Origin of the sequence: Ruegeria sp. HKCCA5839, assembly GCF_013035585.1 — a bacterium.
GTDB lineage: Bacteria > Pseudomonadota > Alphaproteobacteria > Rhodobacterales > Rhodobacteraceae > Ruegeria.
Genome location: NZ_WQIE01000001.1, coordinates 777230 through 795086 on the forward strand (window position 1 = coordinate 777230; position 17857 = coordinate 795086).

At 58.2% G+C, this 17857-nt stretch carries 16 protein-coding genes; 5 read left to right on the plus strand and 11 right to left on the minus strand.

All coding sequences use genetic code 11. The features are described 5' to 3' along the window. Positions 1 to 10: 10 nt before the first annotated feature. The 7 genes from GOV38_RS03780 to GOV38_RS03810 form a co-directional block, all read right to left on the minus strand. Positions 11 to 1000, minus strand: a complete 990-nt coding sequence (locus tag GOV38_RS03780; protein ID WP_171098519.1) for an ABC transporter substrate-binding protein — start codon at positions 998 to 1000, stop codon at positions 11 to 13. Between the two features lie 59 nt (positions 1001 to 1059). Continuing rightward, positions 1060 to 1905, minus strand: coding sequence for an ABC transporter permease (locus tag GOV38_RS03785; RefSeq protein WP_171098516.1), 846 nt, complete (start codon positions 1903 to 1905; stop codon positions 1060 to 1062). After that, positions 1902 to 2834, minus strand: a complete 933-nt coding sequence (locus GOV38_RS03790; protein ID WP_171207672.1) for an ABC transporter permease — start codon at positions 2832 to 2834, stop codon at positions 1902 to 1904. Before GOV38_RS03790 ends, GOV38_RS03785 begins: the two co-directional genes overlap by 4 nt. After that, positions 2831 to 3265, minus strand: a complete 435-nt coding sequence (locus GOV38_RS03795; RefSeq protein WP_171129039.1) for a GNAT family N-acetyltransferase — start codon at positions 3263 to 3265, stop codon at positions 2831 to 2833. Before GOV38_RS03795 ends, GOV38_RS03790 begins: the two co-directional genes overlap by 4 nt. Beyond that, positions 3255 to 4052, minus strand: a complete 798-nt coding sequence (locus GOV38_RS03800; protein ID WP_171207673.1) for an ABC transporter ATP-binding protein — start codon at positions 4050 to 4052, stop codon at positions 3255 to 3257. The genes GOV38_RS03795 and GOV38_RS03800 overlap by 11 nt, the downstream gene beginning before the upstream one ends. 54 nt (positions 4053 to 4106) lie before the next feature. Then, positions 4107 to 5561, minus strand: coding sequence for a dihydropyrimidinase (hydA, locus tag GOV38_RS03805; protein ID WP_171207674.1), 1455 nt, complete (start codon positions 5559 to 5561; stop codon positions 4107 to 4109). Between the two features lie 92 nt (positions 5562 to 5653). Next, a complete protein-coding gene (locus GOV38_RS03810; RefSeq protein WP_171129033.1) occupies positions 5654 to 6904 on the minus strand; it encodes a Zn-dependent hydrolase in 1251 nt (416 codons plus the stop codon). A gap of 172 nt (positions 6905 to 7076) precedes the next feature. Here GOV38_RS03810 and GOV38_RS03815 point away from each other — a divergent pair, with 172 nt between their 5' ends. Further along, on the plus strand, positions 7077 to 7685 hold the full coding sequence (locus GOV38_RS03815; protein ID WP_171212974.1) for a TetR family transcriptional regulator C-terminal domain-containing protein: 609 nt from the start codon (positions 7077 to 7079) through the stop codon (positions 7683 to 7685). Between the two features lie 209 nt (positions 7686 to 7894). On the opposite strand, the gene GOV38_RS03820 is transcribed toward GOV38_RS03815, so the two are convergent. Continuing rightward, positions 7895 to 8383 (minus strand): MarR family winged helix-turn-helix transcriptional regulator, encoded by a 489-nt coding sequence (locus tag GOV38_RS03820; protein ID WP_171098505.1) that lies wholly within the window; start codon positions 8381 to 8383, stop codon positions 7895 to 7897. An 80-nt stretch (positions 8384 to 8463) separates the two neighbouring features. On the opposite strand from GOV38_RS03820, the gene GOV38_RS03825 reads away from it, so the two are divergent. Beyond that, positions 8464 to 9357 carry an EamA family transporter gene (locus GOV38_RS03825; RefSeq protein WP_171212970.1) on the plus strand — a complete coding sequence of 298 codons (894 nt, stop codon included), beginning with the start codon at positions 8464 to 8466 and terminating at the stop codon, positions 9355 to 9357. A 154-nt stretch (positions 9358 to 9511) separates the two neighbouring features. Here the strand turns inward: GOV38_RS03825 and preA are convergent, their stop codons facing one another. Both preA and GOV38_RS03835 read right to left on the minus strand, forming a co-directional pair. Further along, positions 9512 to 10816 (minus strand): NAD-dependent dihydropyrimidine dehydrogenase subunit PreA, encoded by a 1305-nt coding sequence (preA, locus tag GOV38_RS03830; protein WP_171098502.1) that lies wholly within the window; start codon positions 10814 to 10816, stop codon positions 9512 to 9514. A 69-nt stretch (positions 10817 to 10885) separates the two neighbouring features. Further along, complete coding sequence (locus GOV38_RS03835) at positions 10886 to 12220, minus strand: NAD(P)-dependent oxidoreductase (protein WP_171207676.1); 1335 nt, start codon at positions 12218 to 12220, stop codon at positions 10886 to 10888. 317 nt (positions 12221 to 12537) lie between these two features. Here GOV38_RS03835 and GOV38_RS03840 point away from each other — a divergent pair, with 317 nt between their 5' ends. After that, positions 12538 to 13533 carry a hypothetical protein gene (locus GOV38_RS03840; protein WP_371808492.1) on the plus strand — a complete coding sequence of 332 codons (996 nt, stop codon included), beginning with the start codon at positions 12538 to 12540 and terminating at the stop codon, positions 13531 to 13533. Between the two features lie 72 nt (positions 13534 to 13605). Next, complete coding sequence (locus tag GOV38_RS03845; protein WP_171207677.1) at positions 13606 to 14898, plus strand: O-acetylhomoserine aminocarboxypropyltransferase/cysteine synthase family protein; 1293 nt, start codon at positions 13606 to 13608, stop codon at positions 14896 to 14898. Positions 14899 to 14942: 44 nt separating this feature from the next. Here GOV38_RS03845 and GOV38_RS03850 read toward each other — a convergent pair whose 3' ends face one another. Then, positions 14943 to 15635, minus strand: coding sequence for an SIMPL domain-containing protein (locus tag GOV38_RS03850; protein WP_171207678.1), 693 nt, complete (start codon positions 15633 to 15635; stop codon positions 14943 to 14945). A gap of 164 nt (positions 15636 to 15799) precedes the next feature. Between GOV38_RS03850 and GOV38_RS03855 the strand changes: the two genes are divergently transcribed. After that, entirely contained in the window at positions 15800 to 17824 is a 2025-nt protein-coding gene (locus GOV38_RS03855) for a hypothetical protein (protein ID WP_171207679.1), read from the plus strand. Positions 17825 to 17857: the final 33 nt, after the last annotated feature.

The window sequence follows — 17857 nt, forward strand, 5'->3', positions numbered from 1 at the left end:
AAAACAGCGTTTAGTTCAGCGCTGCATCCGTCACTTTATGGGTCCAGGCGCCTTCGGGCTTGGCAGTGATCACTGGATCAGAGCCGCCCGCCAAAAGCGTATCAACGGTCCGTTCGAAATCCGCCGGATCCAGCGTTCCGTTCGAACCGGCAGTCAACTTGGCGATCTCACCCATCATGCGTTTCTGGTGGGTTTCGGTCTGTGCGCCGGTTTCGTCATTGTCCAGAACGATCAGAGCCGCCTCGTCCGGGTTCTCCTCGGCGTATTTCCAGCCTTTCATCGAGGCCCGCACAAAACGCTCCATCTTGTCGACAAAAGCAGGATCGTCCAGGTTTTCTTCCAGCACATAAAGACCGTCTTCCAGCGTGGCCACGCCTTGATCTTCGTATTTGAAGGTCACCAGCTCGTCAGGATTCACACCCGCATCGATCACCTGCCAGTATTCGTTATACGTCATGGTGCTGATGCAATCGGCCTGGCGCTGAAGCAACGGATCGACGTTAAAGCCCTGTTTCAGAACTTCGACGCCGCTTTCGCTTTTTCCACCAGTGTCGATACCCAACTGGCTCATCCAGCTCATGAACGGGAATTCATTGCCAAAGAACCAAACACCCAGAGTGCGGTTCTTGAGGTCTTCGGGCGAAGAAATGCCAGCGTCCTTCCAGCAGGTCAGCATCATGCCAGAGCTTTTGAAAGGCTGCGCAATGTTGACCAAAGGCAGGCCCTTTTCGCGCGCGGCCAGTGCCGCGGGCATCCATTCCACGGTCACGTCGGCCCCACCACCAGCGATCACCTGAGTGGGCGCAATGTCGGGTCCACCCGGCAGGATGGTGACGTCCAGTCCTTCTTCTTCGTAGAAACCTTTGTCCGCAGCGACATAATAGCCCGCAAACTGGGCCTGCGTGACCCATTTCAACTGCAGTGTCACTTCGTCTGCGGCCCAGGCAGAACTGGCGGCCAGACCAAAGGCGGCAACCGCCCCGCTGATTAGCTTATTCATCTTCATCTTCTCCTAGTTGAGTTTAGTGCCCCGCTTCCGGGATCTTTTGAATTTTGTTGTTAGCCTCGTTGCGACGGGTGCCAGAAGGTCACCGTTTTTTCGATCAATGCGACCAAACCGTAGAATACTGTGCCGGCCAACGCCGCCACGGCGATCTCGGCCCAGACCAGATCGATTTCCAGACTTCCCACGCCCGTCGAGATTCTGAACCCCATGCCCCGTGTCGGGGACCCAAAGTATTCAGCCACAATTGCGCCGATCAAAGCAAGGGTCGTTGCAATCTTCAACCCATTGAAGATAAACGGCATCGCGGCAGGAAGACGCAGTTTGACAAGCGTTTGCCAATAGCTGGCTGCATAAGTCCGCATCAGGTCGCGCTGCATCGCATCAGACTCGCGCAGGCCTTGAACCGTGTTGACCAGAATGGGGAAGAACACCATCACGACCACAACGGCGGCTTTGGATTGCCAGTCGAACCCGAACCAGCTGACCAGAATGGGTGCGATGCCAACGATGGGCAAAGCCGCCGCGAAATTCCCGATCGGCAACAAACCACGGGTCAAAAACGCTGAACGGTCAATGGCAATCGCACAGGCAAAGGCCGCAACGCATCCCATGAAAAAGCCGGTGAGCGCACCCTTGAAGACCGTTTGTTTGAAATCCTCCCACAGAATATGGGACGACCGGATAAACTCATCGGCGACGTCGGACGGTGGTGGCAGAATGACCGGTGAGACGTTCAACCCGCGCACAATACCTTCCCATAGAACCAGCAAAGTCACACCGAACAACACCGGAACCAGCACGCGGGCACCACGGGTCTTGCGATATTTTGAAATCGCCAGCCGGTAGTTGGCCCACCAGGCCAAGCCCCAGAATAGCAACGAAACAGACAGCCAGGTCATGTGTTCATCCCCATGCGGCGTAACGCGATACGTTGCAGCAGATCCAGCAGCGTCACCAGAAGGCCCGCCAAAATCGCCGCGGCAAATAAAGCCGCCCAGATCGCCAGAGGCGTCCCAAATTGGTCACCGATCAAAATCCGCGCACCCAAACCCGAAACTGCCCCTGTTGGCAATTCTCCGACAATTGTTCCAACCAATGCTGCAGCGATCCCCACCTTGAGCGAGGTAAACAGATACGGCAAAGAAGACGGCAACCGCAGCTTGAAGAAACCCTGTGTTCCCGAAGCGTTATAGGTTTTCAGCAGGTCCAGTTGCGGCAGCGAGGGCGAGCGCAACCCTTTTACCATCCCGACCAGCACCGGGAAATAGCACAGATAGGCCGAGATAATCGCCTTGGGCACACCGCGCCCTTCGATCCCGACCTGAGAGCTAACGACAATAATCATTGGCGCAAGTGCAACAATGGGGATGGTCTGGCTGATGATGGCCCAGGGCATAAGGCTCATATCCGCCACGCGAGAATAGACAATCGCAACTGCCGCCAAAATCCCCAACGTGGTGCCCAGCAGGAACCCCCACAAGGTAGACTGCAGCGTGATCCCGGCATGATAAATAAGCGACCGTTTCGAAAACGCGCGCCCTTTTACCACCATTTCTCCAGTGGTCTTCCAAAGCTCCTGCGCAACTTGATCCGGCGCGGGTAAACGCGGACGGTCCAGCGCATACCCAGTCGAGATATGGCTTGGGTTTTTCGCCATCAGTACCCAGGTCGACGTCTCACGCCGGTCACGGGCGGTTTTGGGCGTCACAAGCTCTCCGGCACGTTCCGCCTGATCCAAGGCCACGCGAATGTTCATCGGCGCAACCGCTGCGTACCAAATCGCGACAATCGCGAACAACACGGTAAGAACTGCAAGGGCCTGCTTCATGCGTGCCACTCCATCCGATAGACCGGCACGGTATCCGGGGGCACTGGCGGTTCCTCTGCCGTCACTTCGAACCCTTCACGCAGGTAAAACCGCTGCGCAGATGTGTTTGGGATATGCGTCGTCAGCCACAGGAAATCCCGATTTTCCTTGGCCTTATCCAAGAACACCTTGCCGATGCCCTGCCCGGTCCGTCGGCAATAGAGCGCGCCAATCTTCTTCTGGGCAGGATCGACGGACATGTAACAATCCACCGGATCACCGGCGACCCAGATCTCACGGCTGTCAAACGCGTCGCGGATCAGCCCGGCCAATTGCTCCACCGGCAGTTCGTCCGGCATCCAATCGGTCTCAGACGCCCAGGCATGAACAACCTTGGCGCAGGCCAATGTGTCTTCGTGCGTGGCGCGCCTGATCTGCGTGTCAGTCGTCATAGGAATGCCCTGCCCGCAGCCCGTCGCGTACCCTGTGCGCAACTTCGATAAACTCGGGCGTGTCGCGAATGTCCAAGGGCCGCTCTTTCGGCAGAGGGCTGTCGATCACATCCGTGATCCGCCCGGGCCGAGGGCTCATCACCACGATCTTTGTGCTCAGATACACCGCCTCGGGGATCGAATGGGTCACAAACCCGATGGTTTTTTCCGTCCGCGCCCAAAGCGCCAGAAGCTGTTCGTTCAAGTGATCACGCACGATCTCATCCAGCGCGCCAAACGGCTCATCCATGAGAAGGATATCCGCGTCAAACGCCAACGCCCGCGCGATACTGGCCCGCTGCTGCATCCCACCCGAGAGCTGCCAGGGGAATTTGGCACCAAACCCTTCAAGATCAACAAGCTCCAGGACCTTGCTCACCCGCTCATCCTGTTCCGCCGCAGAATAGCCCATGATCTCAAGCGGCAGTTTGATATTCTTGGAAATGGTCCGCCACGGATAAAGCCCCGCCGCCTGAAACACATAGCCATAGGCCCGCTTGCGCCGTGCCTCATCGGGTGTCATGCCATTGACCGTCAGCGACCCCCCGGTGGGCGTCTCCAACGCCGCGACGCAACGCAGAAACGTCGTCTTTCCGCAGCCCGAAGGTCCGATAAAGCTGACAAAATCGCCCTTGTCGATGGTCAGTTTCACATCCTTGAGCGCGTGCACCGGCCCGTCATTGGTCTGAAACGTCAGATCCAGTTGTCGCGCCTCGACAACAGGCTGAGGTTGAGTTGCAGTATTCATTCCATCCCCTTGAAAACACGAAACGGTAGGCCGCCACATGGCGGCCCGCGTCGATCAAACGCCTGTCGCCGGAATACCCGACCGCTCTACCGGGCGCGGGGCTGTCAGTTCTTTCCATGTGCTCAGCGCTTTGTTCACATGCCCGTTCGGCTCTCGGGCCACAAACTCCCCGTGGCCTTCCTGCGTGCGGATTTCGCCATCATGCACAGCCACCTGGCCCCGGGTCAGCGTAAAGCGCGGCAGGCCTTTGACCTCTTTGCCTTCAAACACATTGTAGTCGATCGCTGATTGCTGCGTATCGGCGCTGATCACCTTGGTCTTTTCGGGATCCCAAACCACCAGATCGGCATCTGCACCCACCAGAACCGCGCCTTTTTTCGGATAGCAATTCAGTATCTTGGCGATGTTTGTTGATGTCACTGCCACGAACTCGTTCATGGTCAGACGGCCGGTGTTCACCCCATGAGTCCACAGCATCGGCATTCGGTCTTCCAACCCACCCGTACCATTGGGGATCTTGGTAAAATCCCCCACGCCATAGCGTTTCTGTTCGGTCGTAAAGGCGCAATGATCCGTGGCCACAACACTCAGCGTCCCCGAATGCAACCCATTCCACAGGCTGTCCTGATGCTGTTTGTTGCGGAACGGAGGGCTCATGACACGGCGCGCAGCATGATCCCAGTCCTGGTGGAAGTACTCGCTCTCATCCAGGGTCAGATGCTGGATCAACGGCTCACCCCACACCCGCTTGCCGTTCATCTTGGCCCGGCGAATAGCCTCATGCGCCTCTTCACAGGACGTATGCACCACATAAAGCGGCACACCGGCCATATCGGCGATCATGATCGCGCGGTTCGTGGCCTCACCCTCAACCTGCGGCGGCCGGGAATATGCATGCGCCTCGGGGCCTACATTGCCCTCGGCCAGCAGCTTGGCGCTGAGCTCGGCCACCACATCTCCATTCTCGGCATGGACCATCGCGATACCGCCCAGCTCGGCCAGCCGCTTGAACGAGGCAAAAAGCTCGTCATCATTCACCATCAACGCGCCTTTATAGGCCATGAAATGCTTGAATGTGTTGATGCCACGCGTCTCGATGACGGTCTTGATGTCGTCAAAGACCTGCTCGCCCCACCAGGTCACCGCCATATGGAAGGAATAGTCGCAATTGGCCCGCGTCGATTTGTTGTCCCAGCGTTTCAGCGCATCCAGCAGGCTCTCGCCGGGGTTGGGCAGTGCAAAATCAACCACCATCGTGGTGCCACCGGCCAAGGCTGCCCGCGTGCCGCTTTCGAAATCATCGCTGGAATAGGTGCCCATAAAGGGCATCTCCAGATGGGTATGCGGGTCGATCCCACCTGGCATGACATAGCAGCCGGTGGCATCCAGCTCTTTGTCGCCCTTCAGATCCATCCCGATCTCGGTGATCACGCCACCTTCGACCAGAACATCGGCCTTATAGGACAAATCCGCTGTCACCACGGTTCCGTTCTTGATCACAGTGCTCATTTTACTCTCCCTATCGCGGTCTGCGCCGCGTGCTTCTTCTGTTCAAAAATACCTCGGGGGAGTCGCCCAACGGGCGACGGGGGCAGCGCCCCCTAACCCACGATCTCGGCGGTCTCGACAACCGCATGAAACAGAACATCCGCCCCGGCCGCGGCCCAATCCTTGCTGATCTCTTCGGCCTCATTATGGCTCAACCCGTCGACGCAGGGGCACATCACCATCGCGGTGGGCGCGACCCGATTGATCCAGCAGGCATCATGCCCCGCGCCCGAGATGATATCGGTATGCGAATAGCCCAGCCGTTCAGCGGCGTTGCGCACAGCGCTCACGCAGGTTTCGTCAAACTTCACCGGATCAAAGCCGCCAACCTTTTCAAAAGCGATCTCGAGTCCCATCTCATTGACGATATCTTCTGCCGCCACCCGCAGGCGGTTCTCCATATCGGTGATCACCTCCAACTCGGGTGAGCGGAAATCGACGGTAAACACTGCCTTTCCCGGAATCACGTTACGCGAGTTTGGAAACACATCGATATGCCCTGCCGCGCCGACCGCATGCGGCGCATGAGACCAGGCTATCTCATCCACTTTCTCCAGAATACGCGCCATGGCCAAACCGGCATTCTTGCGCATCGGCATCGGGGTCGAGCCGGTATGCGCATCCTTGCCGGTCACGGTGATCTGAGTCCAGCTGAGCCCCTGGCCATGGGTGACCACGCCAATATCCTTGCCTTCGGCTTCCAGAATGGGCCCTTGTTCGATATGCAGTTCAAAGAACGCATGCATCTTGCGCGCGCCCACTTCTTCATCACCACGCCAGCCGATCCGCTTCAGCTCATCGCCGAATTTCTTGCCCTCGGCATCTTCGCGGTCATAGGCCCAATCCTGCGTGTGCATCCCGGCAAACACGCCCGACGACAACATCGCCGGCGCATAGCGCGTCCCCTCTTCATTGGTCCAGTTGGTCGCAACGATCGGATGTTTGGTCTTGATGCCCAGATCGTTCAGCGTGCGGATCACTTCTAGCCCGCCCAGAACCCCCAGAACGCCGTCATATTTGCCGCCCGTCGGCTGGGTATCCAGGTGCGAGCCCACATAGACCGGCAGCGCCTCGGGATCGGTGCCTTCGCGGCGGGCAAACATGTTGCCCATCTGATCCAACCCCATGGAACAGCCCGCCTCTTCACACCAGGTCTGAAACAGCGCGCGGCCTTCCGCATCTTCATCCGTCAGCGTCTGGCGATTGTTGCCCCCGGCCACGCCGGGGCCGATCTTTGCCATCTCCATCAGACTGTCCCAAAGCCTGTCGCCATTAATCCTGAGGTTCTGCGCCGGAGCCGCCATAGTCATTTTCCCTGTCGCTTGCGATTAAGCTCGCTTTTTTCTGTCTTGATTTGACCATCTGGTCAAACTCAGGCTATCACGGGTTCAACACCAGTCAAGAAATTGCGTGGCGCAGCCCGAATTTTTAGCAGTGCAATCGCCAGATTGGCGCAAAATGAGACGACCAGAAAACATGCCGAAAGACCGCGCCCCAACCCGAATACAGAAAAAGAACCGCGCCATGATTCTGGACGCCGCTCTGAACGTGTTTTCCGCACATGGGTTCCGGGGTGCAACCGTAGATCAAATCGCCTCCGAGGCCGGGTTGAGCAAACCCAATCTGCTCTACTATTTCCCGTCGAAAGAGGCGATTCACACTGCGCTTTTGTCTGGCTTGCTCGAGGTCTGGCTGGCGCCCCTGCATGCGCTTGACGAAAACGGCGACCCGATGGAAGAGATTCTGGCCTATATCCAGCGCAAACTACAAATGAGCCGCGAGTTGCCGCGCGAAAGCCGTCTGTTTGCCAATGAGTTGGTGCAGGGTGCACCGCGCATCCATGCCGCTTTGTCCGACGACTTGAAAGCTCTGGTCGATTCCAAAGTCATCATCCTGACCCGCTGGATGGATCAGGGCAAAATCGCGCGGGTGCACCCCTATCATCTGATCTTCTCGATCTGGGCCTTGACCCAGCACTATGCCGATTTCGACGTGCAGGTTCGCGCCATCCTGGGTGACGAAGACCCGTTTGAAGGCGCAGAGCCCTTTGTGGATCTGCTCTATTGGAAGCTTCTGACGCCTTAAGATGGGCCGCGACTGCGACCAGCCTGCGCCCAAACAAATAAGCCGTCATAAGCCCGCCCTTGGTTTGCTGAGGTTTCGCATCCACGATCCTCTCAGATAATTCCTCGACAGGGCGTTCACTTGCAAATGCAGACCCTGAAGTCACTTCGATAATGGTCGGCTCTGCGGACAAAGCCGCCGTTCGATGAAGAGCTCTTAAAGTCTGCTTTTTACCTATCCGCGAAGGACGAAAGGCATTTATCCAGCATGGTGTTCAGCTCAGACTGATCCAATTCGGACAGCCCTTCAACCAATTGCTTCTGAACAACAACGTGGTCTGATACGGCGGCGTCAATCTTTTCTATCCCGCTCGCTGTGAGCTTCACATGGACACTGCGCTTGTCCTCCGGGTTCGGGACACGCGCCACTAAGCCCTCCTTTTCAAGCTGGTCAATGCGGTTCGTCATTGTGCCTGACGTCACCATCATCGTCGCAAGCAGTTGGTTAGGCGACAGCGCATGGGGCGGCCCCGACCTCAGAAGCGTGGCCAACACATCAAAACTCGACGCGCTCAGCCCGTGTTTTACAAAGGTCTTGCCCATCTCTTCGCTGTAGAGAGCCGACAATCTGACCACCCTGCCAATCACGCCCATTGGTCCGGTGTCAATGTCTGGCCGCTGCTTTGCCCACTGCGCTCTGATCTCTTCAATATCGAACATGCTACAACACAGAATGGATTTTTATCTTGACGTCAAGTTAATTGCTTTTATCTCTACGTCGAGATAAATTGGAGATCCCGATGTCCCGCCCCTTTGATCTTGCCTTCACGGCGCTGGCCCCGCTTGTTTGGGGCAGCAGTTACATTGTCACCACACAGTTCCTACCCAACCTTGATCCACTGACCGTATCTGTCCTGCGCGCTCTGCCCGCTGGCCTCCTTCTGTTGTGCCTAGTGCGCGAAGTCCCCCACGGTCACTGGGTCTGGAAGATGTTCGTTTTGGGCGCATTGAATTTCGCGATATTCTGGTCACTACTCTTCTTTGCCGCATATCGTTTACCCGGCGGCGTCGCAGCTGTGATGGGGGCATTGCAGCCGTTTGTGGTCATCTTCGCATCGCGCTTCTTGCTCGGATCGCCAATAAAGGTGCTTTCACTGTTCGCAGTCGCGGCGGGCGCTGTCGGGGTTGCACTTCTCGTCCTGACACCCGAAGCGAAGCTGGATATGTGGGGGGTTGTTGCAGGTATTGCCGCGTCTGCATCCATGGCCTTCGGCACCGTGCTGAGCCGAAAATGGCAGCCGACGGTTAGCGCTCTGACCTTTACGAGTTGGCAATTGACGGCTGGCGGCTTGCTTTTGGTGCCCTTTGCTCCTTTTGCGCCAACGGATTGGTCGACGATAAGCGGAACGAACGTCTTAGGGCTAGCCTATCTGGGCCTTATCGGCGCGGCCCTGACATACATTATTTGGTTGCGCGGCATCCGTATCATCCAACCAACAGCGGCTTCGATACTGGGCCTTCTAAGTCCAATGAGTGCGGCTTTGCTCGGTTGGTTCTTTCTCAATGAAACGCTGAGTATTCCGCAAAGCATTGGAATGATTGTCGTCCTCCTGAGCGTGTTCGTTGGTCAATACGCTCTGAGATCGAAGCCAGTATCGACTAAGCCAACAGTGGCCGCGGTGCAGAAATCATGAAGCATGGGCTTGCAGCGAACATCCGACAAGGGTCGTCGGATGTTCGCGTCGGGAAACACAAGGTCTAGTCGTCTGCATCCTTTCGCGGCATTCTTTAACGCTTACCGCCTGGGCTGGGCGTCAGCGACGCCCATCCCGATCCTTCCGGTCCCAATCATTCAGCCGCTTTGGCCATCGGATTGTTGGGATGCGTTGTCCAGTTGGCGTATTCGGGCTGAACCTCGCGCCCGGTACGTGGATCGATCTCTCCCGCAGCCATCGGCTCCATCGAGATGCAGCCCTCGACCGGGCAAACGTCAACACAGAGGTTACAGGCCACGCATTCCTCGTCGATCACTTCGAACACCCGATCTTCGGACATTGCAATCGCCTGGTGGCTGGTGTCCTCACAGGCCGCATAGCAGCGACCGCATTTGATGCACTGGTCCTGATCGATCTTGGCCTTGGCGATGTAGTTCAGGTTCAGATACTGCCAGTCGGTGACATTGGGCACTGCACGGCCAATGACCTCATCAACGCTGGAATAGCCCTTTTCGTCCATCCATTCCGACAGGCCTGCGGTCAGCTCATCAATGATCTTGAAGCCATAGGTCATCGCGGCGGTGCAAACCTGCACATTGCCACAACCCAGCGAGATAAACTCGGCCGCATCGCGCCACGTGGTCACGCCACCGATGCCCGAAATGGGCATACCGTGGGTGGCCGGATCCCGCGCGATCTCGGACACCATCGACAGCGCAATCGGTTTGACCGCCGGGCCGCAATAGCCTCCGTGGCTGCCTTTGCCGTCAATCGAGGGTTCGGGGCTGAACGTGTCGAGATTGACGCTGGTGATCGAGTTGATCGTGTTGATCAGTGACACCGCATCCGCGCCACCATTCTTGGCCGCTGCTGCGGGTTTGCGAATATCGGTGATATTGGGTGTCAGCTTCACGATGACCGGGCGGTCATAGTACTTTTTGCACCACCGGGTCACCATCTCGATATATTCAGGCACCTGCCCGACGGCGGAGCCCATGCCACGCTCGCTCATCCCGTGGGGACAGCCAAAGTTCAGCTCGATCCCATCCGCGCCGGTCTCCATCACCCGCGGCAGAATGGCTTTCCACGCCTCTTCCTCGCAGGGCACCATGATCGAAGCGATCAGCGCGCGATCAGGATAGTCGGACTTGACCCGGGCCATCTCTTCCAGGTTCACCTCAAGCGGACGATCAGTGATCAGCTCAATATTGTTGAGCCCCAGCAACCGCCGATCTGCGCCATAGATCGCGCCATAACGCGGGCCGTTTACGTTCACCACCGGAGGACCTTCGGCCCCCAGCGTTTTCCACACGACACCGCCCCAACCGGCCTCAAAGGCGCGGCGGACATTGTATTCCTTGTCCGTGGGCGGCGCCGAGGCCAGCCAGTACGGGTTCGGACTTGAAATTCCCAGAAAGTTCGTCGTCAAATCAGCCATTTATCCGGCCTCCCTGATGCGGTTCTGCATCTTCATCTTTTCACAAGTATTCATGGCGCAACCCATGTGTCACGCGGACAGGCTAGCATGGATGTCCATTGCGGCATCCCGGCCTTCGGCCACGGCGGTCACGGTCAGGTCTTCGCCACCAGCAGCGCAATCGCCCCCGGCCCAAACCCCGGCCAGCGATGTCCGGCCAGCGCCCGTGACGGCAATCTTGTTGCCGTCCAGCTGCAACCCTTCTGGCGCGCCATCCAGGTTCTGGCCAATCGCCTTGAGGATCTGATCTGCGGGAACACGTATTGTTTCGCCTGTCCCCTTCAGGCTGCCGCCTTCGCTTGAGGTGTATTCCAGCTCGATCTCGACCGCAGCGCCATTGCCATGCACAGCCACCGGCTGAACATTGGTCATGATCCGTACCCCGTGCGAAGCGGCCAGATCCTGTTCATAGCGGCTGGCACCCATGGCGTCGCGACCACGCCGATAGGCGATGGTCACATGCTCGGCCCCCAGCAGCTTGGATTTCACCGCCGCGTCTACAGCGGTCATACCACCGCCGATCACCACGACATTGCGTCCAACCGGCAAGTTTGCCAGATCATCCGCCTGCCGCACATCCGAGATAAAGTCGACCGCGTGACGCACGCCGTCTTTTTCGGCCCCTTGCGCCCGCAGCGCGTTCACACCCGCCAGACCGATGGACAGGAACACGGCGTCATATGCATCCAGCAGCCCCTCCATCGACACGCCATTGCCCAGAGCGGACCCGGTCTCGATGGTGATGCCACCGATTTTCAGCAGCCAATCGACCTCGGCCTGCGCAAAATCATTGGTCGATTTATAGGCAGCAATACCGTATTCGTTCAGCCCGCCCGCCTTGGGCTTGCTTTCATGGATCACCACGTCATGGCCCAGCATGGCCAGCCGGTGGGCGCAAGCCAGACCTGCCGGTCCGGCGCCCACGACGGCAATGGTTTTCCCTGTGGGCGCGGCCCGTTCAAAGGGATGCTCATCCGCTGCCATCAATGTATCGGTGGCATAGCGCTGCAAGCGACCGATCTCGACCGGCTTGCCCTCAGCCGCCTCACGCACGCAGGCTTCTTCGCACAAGGTTTCGGTCGGGCAGACCCGTGCACACATGCCGCCCAGAATATTCTGGTCAAAGATCGTGCGCGCAGCGGATTGCGGTTGCGCGGCCTGAATCTGACGGATGAACAGCGGAATATCGATATCCGTTGGACAGGCCGTCACACATGGCGCGTCGTAACAGAAATAGCACCGATCTGCGGCCACAGCCGCCTCATGAGGCTGCAGCGGAGGATGCAGATCGCTGAAGTTCGATGTCAACTCATCGCTGGAAAGCCGCCCGGCAACGATGCCGGGTGCCATCTGGCCCTGTGCCATCACTCTACTCCCTGTAGATATGTTTGTTATGCGTTTCAGCTTGGCACAAAAAATTTTTTTATCAACTGGTAAAATTTATCATTTGGTCAAAAACCGCCAATCGACGCTCAGATTTGACCATCTCGCACCACATCCGAGTAAATTTGAGGCAAAACGTGTTTGGGCCCGGTTTTGCGATGTCCTGCCCCTAACGTCGACGCACGAAAACAAATTCCAGCAGCGCACTCAAAGAGATCGGGTTTTGACGCATCTGACGCGTTGCTGTAATCCCGAACCCATTCGGGGCTTACGAGGCCCTCAGGCAAGAAAGTGCAGGCATGATGGCCAAGACCTCGAAGTTCAATGTTGTCATCATCGGGCAAAACAACCGCCTGCAATACGAGGCCCTTCTGTTCGCCGCCTCGCTGCGCCACAGCTCCCCCGGCTTTTCCGGTCGCCTATTGGTGGCGGTGCCGCAAACGGGCCCGCTTTGGCCGCAAGACCCAAGCATTCAGAACCCCGACGTGCTGAAAGCGCTGGATCAGTTGGGGGCTGAGATCGTGCCGTTTGACTCGCATGTCTTTGGCGCGAGCTATCCGCAAGGCAACAAGATCGAAGCGCTGCTGGCCCTGCCCGAAGATGAGCCGTTTATCCTGTTTGACAGCGATACGCTGATCACCGGTGAACTGGCAGATGTGCCCTTTGACTTCGACCGCCCCGGTGCGTCGCAAAAGGTCGAGGGCACCTGGCCACGCCCGACGCTTTATGGCCCGGGCTATGACGGGATTTGGCGCGCGCTTTATGACCGGTTCGGGTTGGACTTTGAAAGCTCGATCGATACGTCGCAGCCCAAGGACTACTGGCGCCGGTATCTCTATTTCAACGCAGGCTTTTTCTTTTACAAATGCCCCCGCCAATTCGGTGCGCGGTTTCTGGACTATGCCCGCACCATTCGCGACGAAGAGATCCCCGAGCTCACCGGCCAGACCCTTGATCCCTGGCTGGATCAAGTTGCCCTGCCTTTGGTGATCCATTCCTTTGGCGGTGGCCGCGATGTTCTGCCTAAGGGACTGCTGGATGGGTCGGTCAGCTGTCACTATCGCCTGTTCCCTTTGCTTTATGCGCGCGAAAGCGATCATGTGATCGACGTTCTGGAAACCGTCGCGGCCCCCAACAAGGTCAAGAAAGTGCTCAAGACCTATGACCCGATCAAGAAGCTGGTCATTCAGGGCAAAGGCGCCAAGATCCGCGAGATGTTTGATCAGGACAACCTGCCCCAGCGCGAACAGGCCATTCGCAAGGCGATCAAGGCCAAGGGGTTGTGGCAGCGATAACCGGAGCGTTGTGCGGACGCGGTCAATGGCCTAGAGATTGGTTAACGCTATAATCCAAAGGGAGATTTCAACATGTCAGACGGCCCCACTTACGGCTTTGATACGCTACAGATCCACGCAGGCTCCCGCCCGGACCCCGCGACCGGAGCCCGCCAGACACCGATCTATCAGACCACGGCTTATGTGTTCCGCGATGCCGATCACGCCGCAGCCTTGTTCAACCTGCAAGAGGTCGGCTTTATCTATTCCCGTCTAACCAACCCAACCGTAGCCGTCTTGCAAGAACGTGTCGCGACGTTGGAAGGCGGCGTTGGTGCGGTGTGCTGTTCGTCCGGCCATGCGGCTCAGATCATGGCGCTGTTCCCGCTGATGGGGCCTGGCTGCAATGTCGTGGCCTCGACCCGGCTGTATGGTGGCACCGTCACGCAGTTCAGCCAGACCATCAAACGCTTTGGCTGGTCGGCGAAATTCGTGGATACCGACGATTTGGACGCTGTGAAAGCCGCGATTGACGACAACACCCGCGCGGTGTTCTGCGAGTCCGTGGCCAATCCCGGTGGCTATGTCACCGATATCCGCGCGCTGGCCGATGTGGCTGATGCGGCGGGGATTCCGTTGATCGTCGACAATACCTCGGCCACGCCTTACCTGTGCCGCCCCATCGAGCAGGGTGCCACGCTGGTGGTTCATTCGACCACCAAATACCTGACCGGCAACGGCACTGTCACTGGCGGTTGCATCGTGGATTCTGGCAAGTTCGACTGGTCGGCCAATGACAAGTTCCCCTCGCTCAGCCAGCCCGAGCCCGCCTATCACGGCCTGAAATTCCACGAGACCTTTGGCCCGCTCGCCTTTACCTTCCACGGCATTGCCATCGGGTTGCGCGATCTGGGCATGACAATGAACCCGCAAGCGGCGCATTACACGCTGATGGGGATCGAGACGCTGAGCCTGCGGATGGAGCGTCATGTGGAGAACGCCAAGAAAATCGCGGCCTGGTTGGAGGCAGATGACCGGGTCGACTATGTGACCTATGCGGGACTGCCCTCATCCCCCTATTATGACCGGGTGCAAAAAAACTATCCGCGCGGTGCCGGGGCGCTGTTCACCTTTGCGGTGAAGGGCGGTTATGACGCCTGTATCAAGCTGGTCAATGCGTTGGAAATCTTCAGCCATGTGGCCAATCTGGGCGACGCGCGGTCGTTGATCATCCACTCGGCCTCGACCACCCACCGCCAGTTGACGCCAGAACAGCAAGAGGCCGCTGGGGCCGGTCCGGGCGTGGTGCGCGTGTCGATCGGGATCGAAGACGCTGACGATCTGATCGCCGATCTGGATCAGGCCCTGTCAAAAGCCAGCGCCTGAAGGAACCGTCGCGGGCGCACAGCTTTGTGCGCCCGCGTTCAAGGTCATTGAGATATTGCGAACTCCATCGACACGTTGACGGTCACCGAGATTTCGCCGCCTGCAATCGGCACGCCGCTGTCTGCGGCCACGTTGAAGGCGCGCATTTCGGCGACCGGACGGATACCCCCACCCTGTTCGCGGATCATCTGCACCGGACCCAGCGACACATTCGCGGCCTGCGCCAATTGCTCGGCCTTGGCGGTGGCTTCGGCAACTGCTTTGGCGCGAGCTTCGGCCTCCAGCGGTTTAGGGTCCTGCACCCCAAAGCTGAGCCCGCCGAAATCATTTGCGCCGTCCTGGATCACCGCATCCATGATCTGCCCCAGCTGATCCAGATCACGCACCCGCACAAACAGACGGTTTGAGGCAACAAAGCCGGTGATTTCCGGTGTCTCACCGCTTTGATTACGGCCGCTCCAGACCGGAGAAAGCGACAGGTCGCGTGTCTGGACGTCGCGCGCTTCCAGCCCAAACGCCTCAAGTCGGCCCAGGATCTGCGCAATTGCATCCGATGTGGCCTGCATCGCAACCGAGGCTTGCGCGTCCTCATTCGTGACACCCAGCGTGATCGTCGCCATATCGGGCTCGGCCTGAATGGTTCCCGACGCGTCAACGGTGATGCGACGTTCTTCCGCAGCAGCGGGCATCGCAGAGACTGCGGCCGTCAACGCCGCCAAAAAAGCAAGTGTCTTCAAGGTGAACTCTCCTATGACTTCATCCTATAGATGGGGCGGCAAGACCTTGCCATACAAGGGCACGGTCGTGCTTTTCCTTTCCCTCGGCGGGTTCCTGCTCTAATCTCTGGCACCAGACGCCAAAGCGTTTGCATTGAAACTGATGTTTGTGGTTCCACCGGATTATGAAACCTGCCTTCGCGCTGACTTTTTCTGAAACCGGAATTTCCCTGCATCACCAATCCGATGGAGATTGGTATTGTATTGGCTCGGTCCCACTGGAATCAGCAGATCTGAATGCAGAAGTACGGGCGCTGCGTGACCGGGGATTCGCCATCGAAAACCACCTGGCCTGCACGCTCTTGTTACCGCAGCAACAAATCCGGTTTTTGACAGTCGACACGGGTGAACTGACCGACGAAGAAGCCCGGCAAAAAGTAAGGGAAACTCTTGAGACGGCGACGCCTTATGCGCTCGAGGAGCTCGTCTATTCGACAATCGCAGATGGCGACGAGGTTCAGGTTGCCGCAGTAACCCGCAAGACCTTGGACGAGGCAAAGACATTTGCAACCGGCCATGGCTTCATTCCGCAATCTTTTGGTGTGAATGCGTCAGACGAAAATTCCCCCACCGGACAGATCTTCGAATTTGATCTTGAGCAAGCTGCTCCCGAAACCTTGGACGAGGCAACAGAAGAACCCGAAGAACCGGCGCATCATCCAGATCTCGTCGCGACTGCGCAGCGTGTTCTGGGGCAGGTTTCCGGGACAGCAACAGCCTGGGCAGCGCAGTTCGATCTAAAACGGCATGGCCTACCGGTTGCCGTGGCCTCGGTAGCGTTGGGTGTAGCGCTCGGAGCGTGGTCACTGGTTCGCACCGACAGTGCGGATGTGGACCCGCCCTCGATTCCCCCACAAATCGCGACGCCTGGAACGGCCGATTTTGAAGCGGGTCCATCCGCCGAAAACGTTGCATTGGCACCGCAAGCGTCAGAGGCTCCGGCAACACCGGTCTCGCCAATCGAGCCCAGCAGATTGGAGCCCCCAGAACTGGCACTGTCCGAGCCAGAAGTTGCAGACGCACCCGTTCCAACCCAAAGCCCGCCGGACCTGGAAACCGCTGACGCAGTAACTGAAGAGGCGCAATCGGGTACGACGACTGGGACCCCAGCACTCAGCGCCACTGATGCCGCCATTCTCGAAGCGCTACAGACCCCGCCGGAAACGGTGGAACAGGTCGCACCCGCTGATGCACCGCAGGCACCAATTCTGGAATTCACAGGGGCTCTACCGGTTGCCCCCTCGCCTTTGATCGACCCGGTCATTGAGCCCGAAACCGAGTTCTATTACAGCTCGGTGGCTCAACCTGTGATGTCATTTGATGCAGTCGCCCTGCCCGCTTTGGACAGTCTTGAAACGGATAAACCCTTCGATCAGGCAGAACTGCCCAGCCAGCAAGGGCAACGGTTTGTGCTGGACGAACGCGGTTTGGTGACCCCCAGCGCTGAAGGAACGTTGAACCCGGGCGGTGTCATGGTCTTTGCTGGCCCGCCACAAAAGGTACCGCCGCGCCCACCGGTTCGGTTCGAAGCAGAGCCCGAAGCACCCGAGGCCGATCAAAGGCTGGCCAGCTATCGCCCGCGAGTGCGACCAGTTGATTTGCCCGAACGTTTTGAACGGCAGCAATATGGCGGACGTTTGCGTGATGAGCTTGCCGCGCTACGCCCCAAGGTTCGGCCTGCAGGTCTGCAGCCACCACCGCCACCTCCAACGGTGGACGAAACACCCGAACTTGTGGCCACCATCACTGTGCCGCGTCCCAAATCACGCCCCAGCAATATCGCCATTCAGGTGGCACAGCGCCCTGCCGCCTCCGGCGCGTCGCTTGGGTCGACAGCCAATGTCAACACCGACACAGACGAAGCAGGCTCGGTTGCGCCGCGCTCGGTTACGCCCAAAATACCGACGACTGCCTCGGTTGCACGGCAAGCCACAATCGACAACGCGATCAATCTGCGTCAGCTCAACCTGATTGGCGTCTACGGCACGCCCTCGAACCGCCGTGCCCTGGTGCGCCTGCCCAGCGGTCGTTACAAGAAGCTGAAAGTGGGCGACAGGCTGGATGGTGGCAATGTTGTCGCGATTGGAGAAAGCGAGTTGCGATACCAGAAGCGCGGCCGCAATCTGACATTGAAGATCCCAAGCGGTTGACCCAGCGGTCAAGGATGCGGATCTGCCTTTTCC

Excerpts from the sequence above, each read along its gene's own strand:
- GOV38_RS03790 (WP_171207672.1), bottom strand. The coding sequence starts at position 2,834 with ATGAAGCAGGCCCTTGCAGTTCTTACCGTGTTGTTCGCGATTGTCGCG.
- GOV38_RS03835 (WP_171207676.1), bottom strand. The coding sequence starts at position 12,220 with ATGGCACAGGGCCAGATGGCACCCGGCATCGTTGCCGGGCGGCTTTCC.
- GOV38_RS03825 (WP_171212970.1), top strand. The coding sequence starts at position 8,464 with ATGTCCCGCCCCTTTGATCTTGCCTTCACGGCGCTGGCCCCGCTTGTT.
- GOV38_RS03795 (WP_171129039.1), bottom strand. The coding sequence starts at position 3,265 with ATGACGACTGACACGCAGATCAGGCGCGCCACGCACGAAGACACATTG.
- GOV38_RS03800 (WP_171207673.1), bottom strand. The coding sequence starts at position 4,052 with ATGAATACTGCAACTCAACCTCAGCCTGTTGTCGAGGCGCGACAACTG.
- GOV38_RS03820 (WP_171098505.1), bottom strand. The coding sequence starts at position 8,383 with ATGTTCGATATTGAAGAGATCAGAGCGCAGTGGGCAAAGCAGCGGCCA.
- GOV38_RS03780 (WP_171098519.1), bottom strand. The coding sequence starts at position 1,000 with ATGAATAAGCTAATCAGCGGGGCGGTTGCCGCCTTTGGTCTGGCCGCC.
- GOV38_RS03855 (WP_171207679.1), top strand. The coding sequence starts at position 15,800 with ATGAAACCTGCCTTCGCGCTGACTTTTTCTGAAACCGGAATTTCCCTG.
- GOV38_RS03815 (WP_171212974.1), top strand. The coding sequence starts at position 7,077 with ATGCCGAAAGACCGCGCCCCAACCCGAATACAGAAAAAGAACCGCGCC.
- GOV38_RS03840 (WP_371808492.1), top strand. The coding sequence starts at position 12,538 with ATGATGGCCAAGACCTCGAAGTTCAATGTTGTCATCATCGGGCAAAAC.
- hydA (WP_171207674.1), bottom strand. The coding sequence starts at position 5,561 with ATGAGCACTGTGATCAAGAACGGAACCGTGGTGACAGCGGATTTGTCC.
- preA (WP_171098502.1), bottom strand. The coding sequence starts at position 10,816 with ATGGCTGATTTGACGACGAACTTTCTGGGAATTTCAAGTCCGAACCCG.
- GOV38_RS03785 (WP_171098516.1), bottom strand. The coding sequence starts at position 1,905 with ATGACCTGGCTGTCTGTTTCGTTGCTATTCTGGGGCTTGGCCTGGTGG.
- GOV38_RS03845 (WP_171207677.1), top strand. The coding sequence starts at position 13,606 with ATGTCAGACGGCCCCACTTACGGCTTTGATACGCTACAGATCCACGCA.
- GOV38_RS03810 (WP_171129033.1), bottom strand. The coding sequence starts at position 6,904 with ATGGCGGCTCCGGCGCAGAACCTCAGGATTAATGGCGACAGGCTTTGG.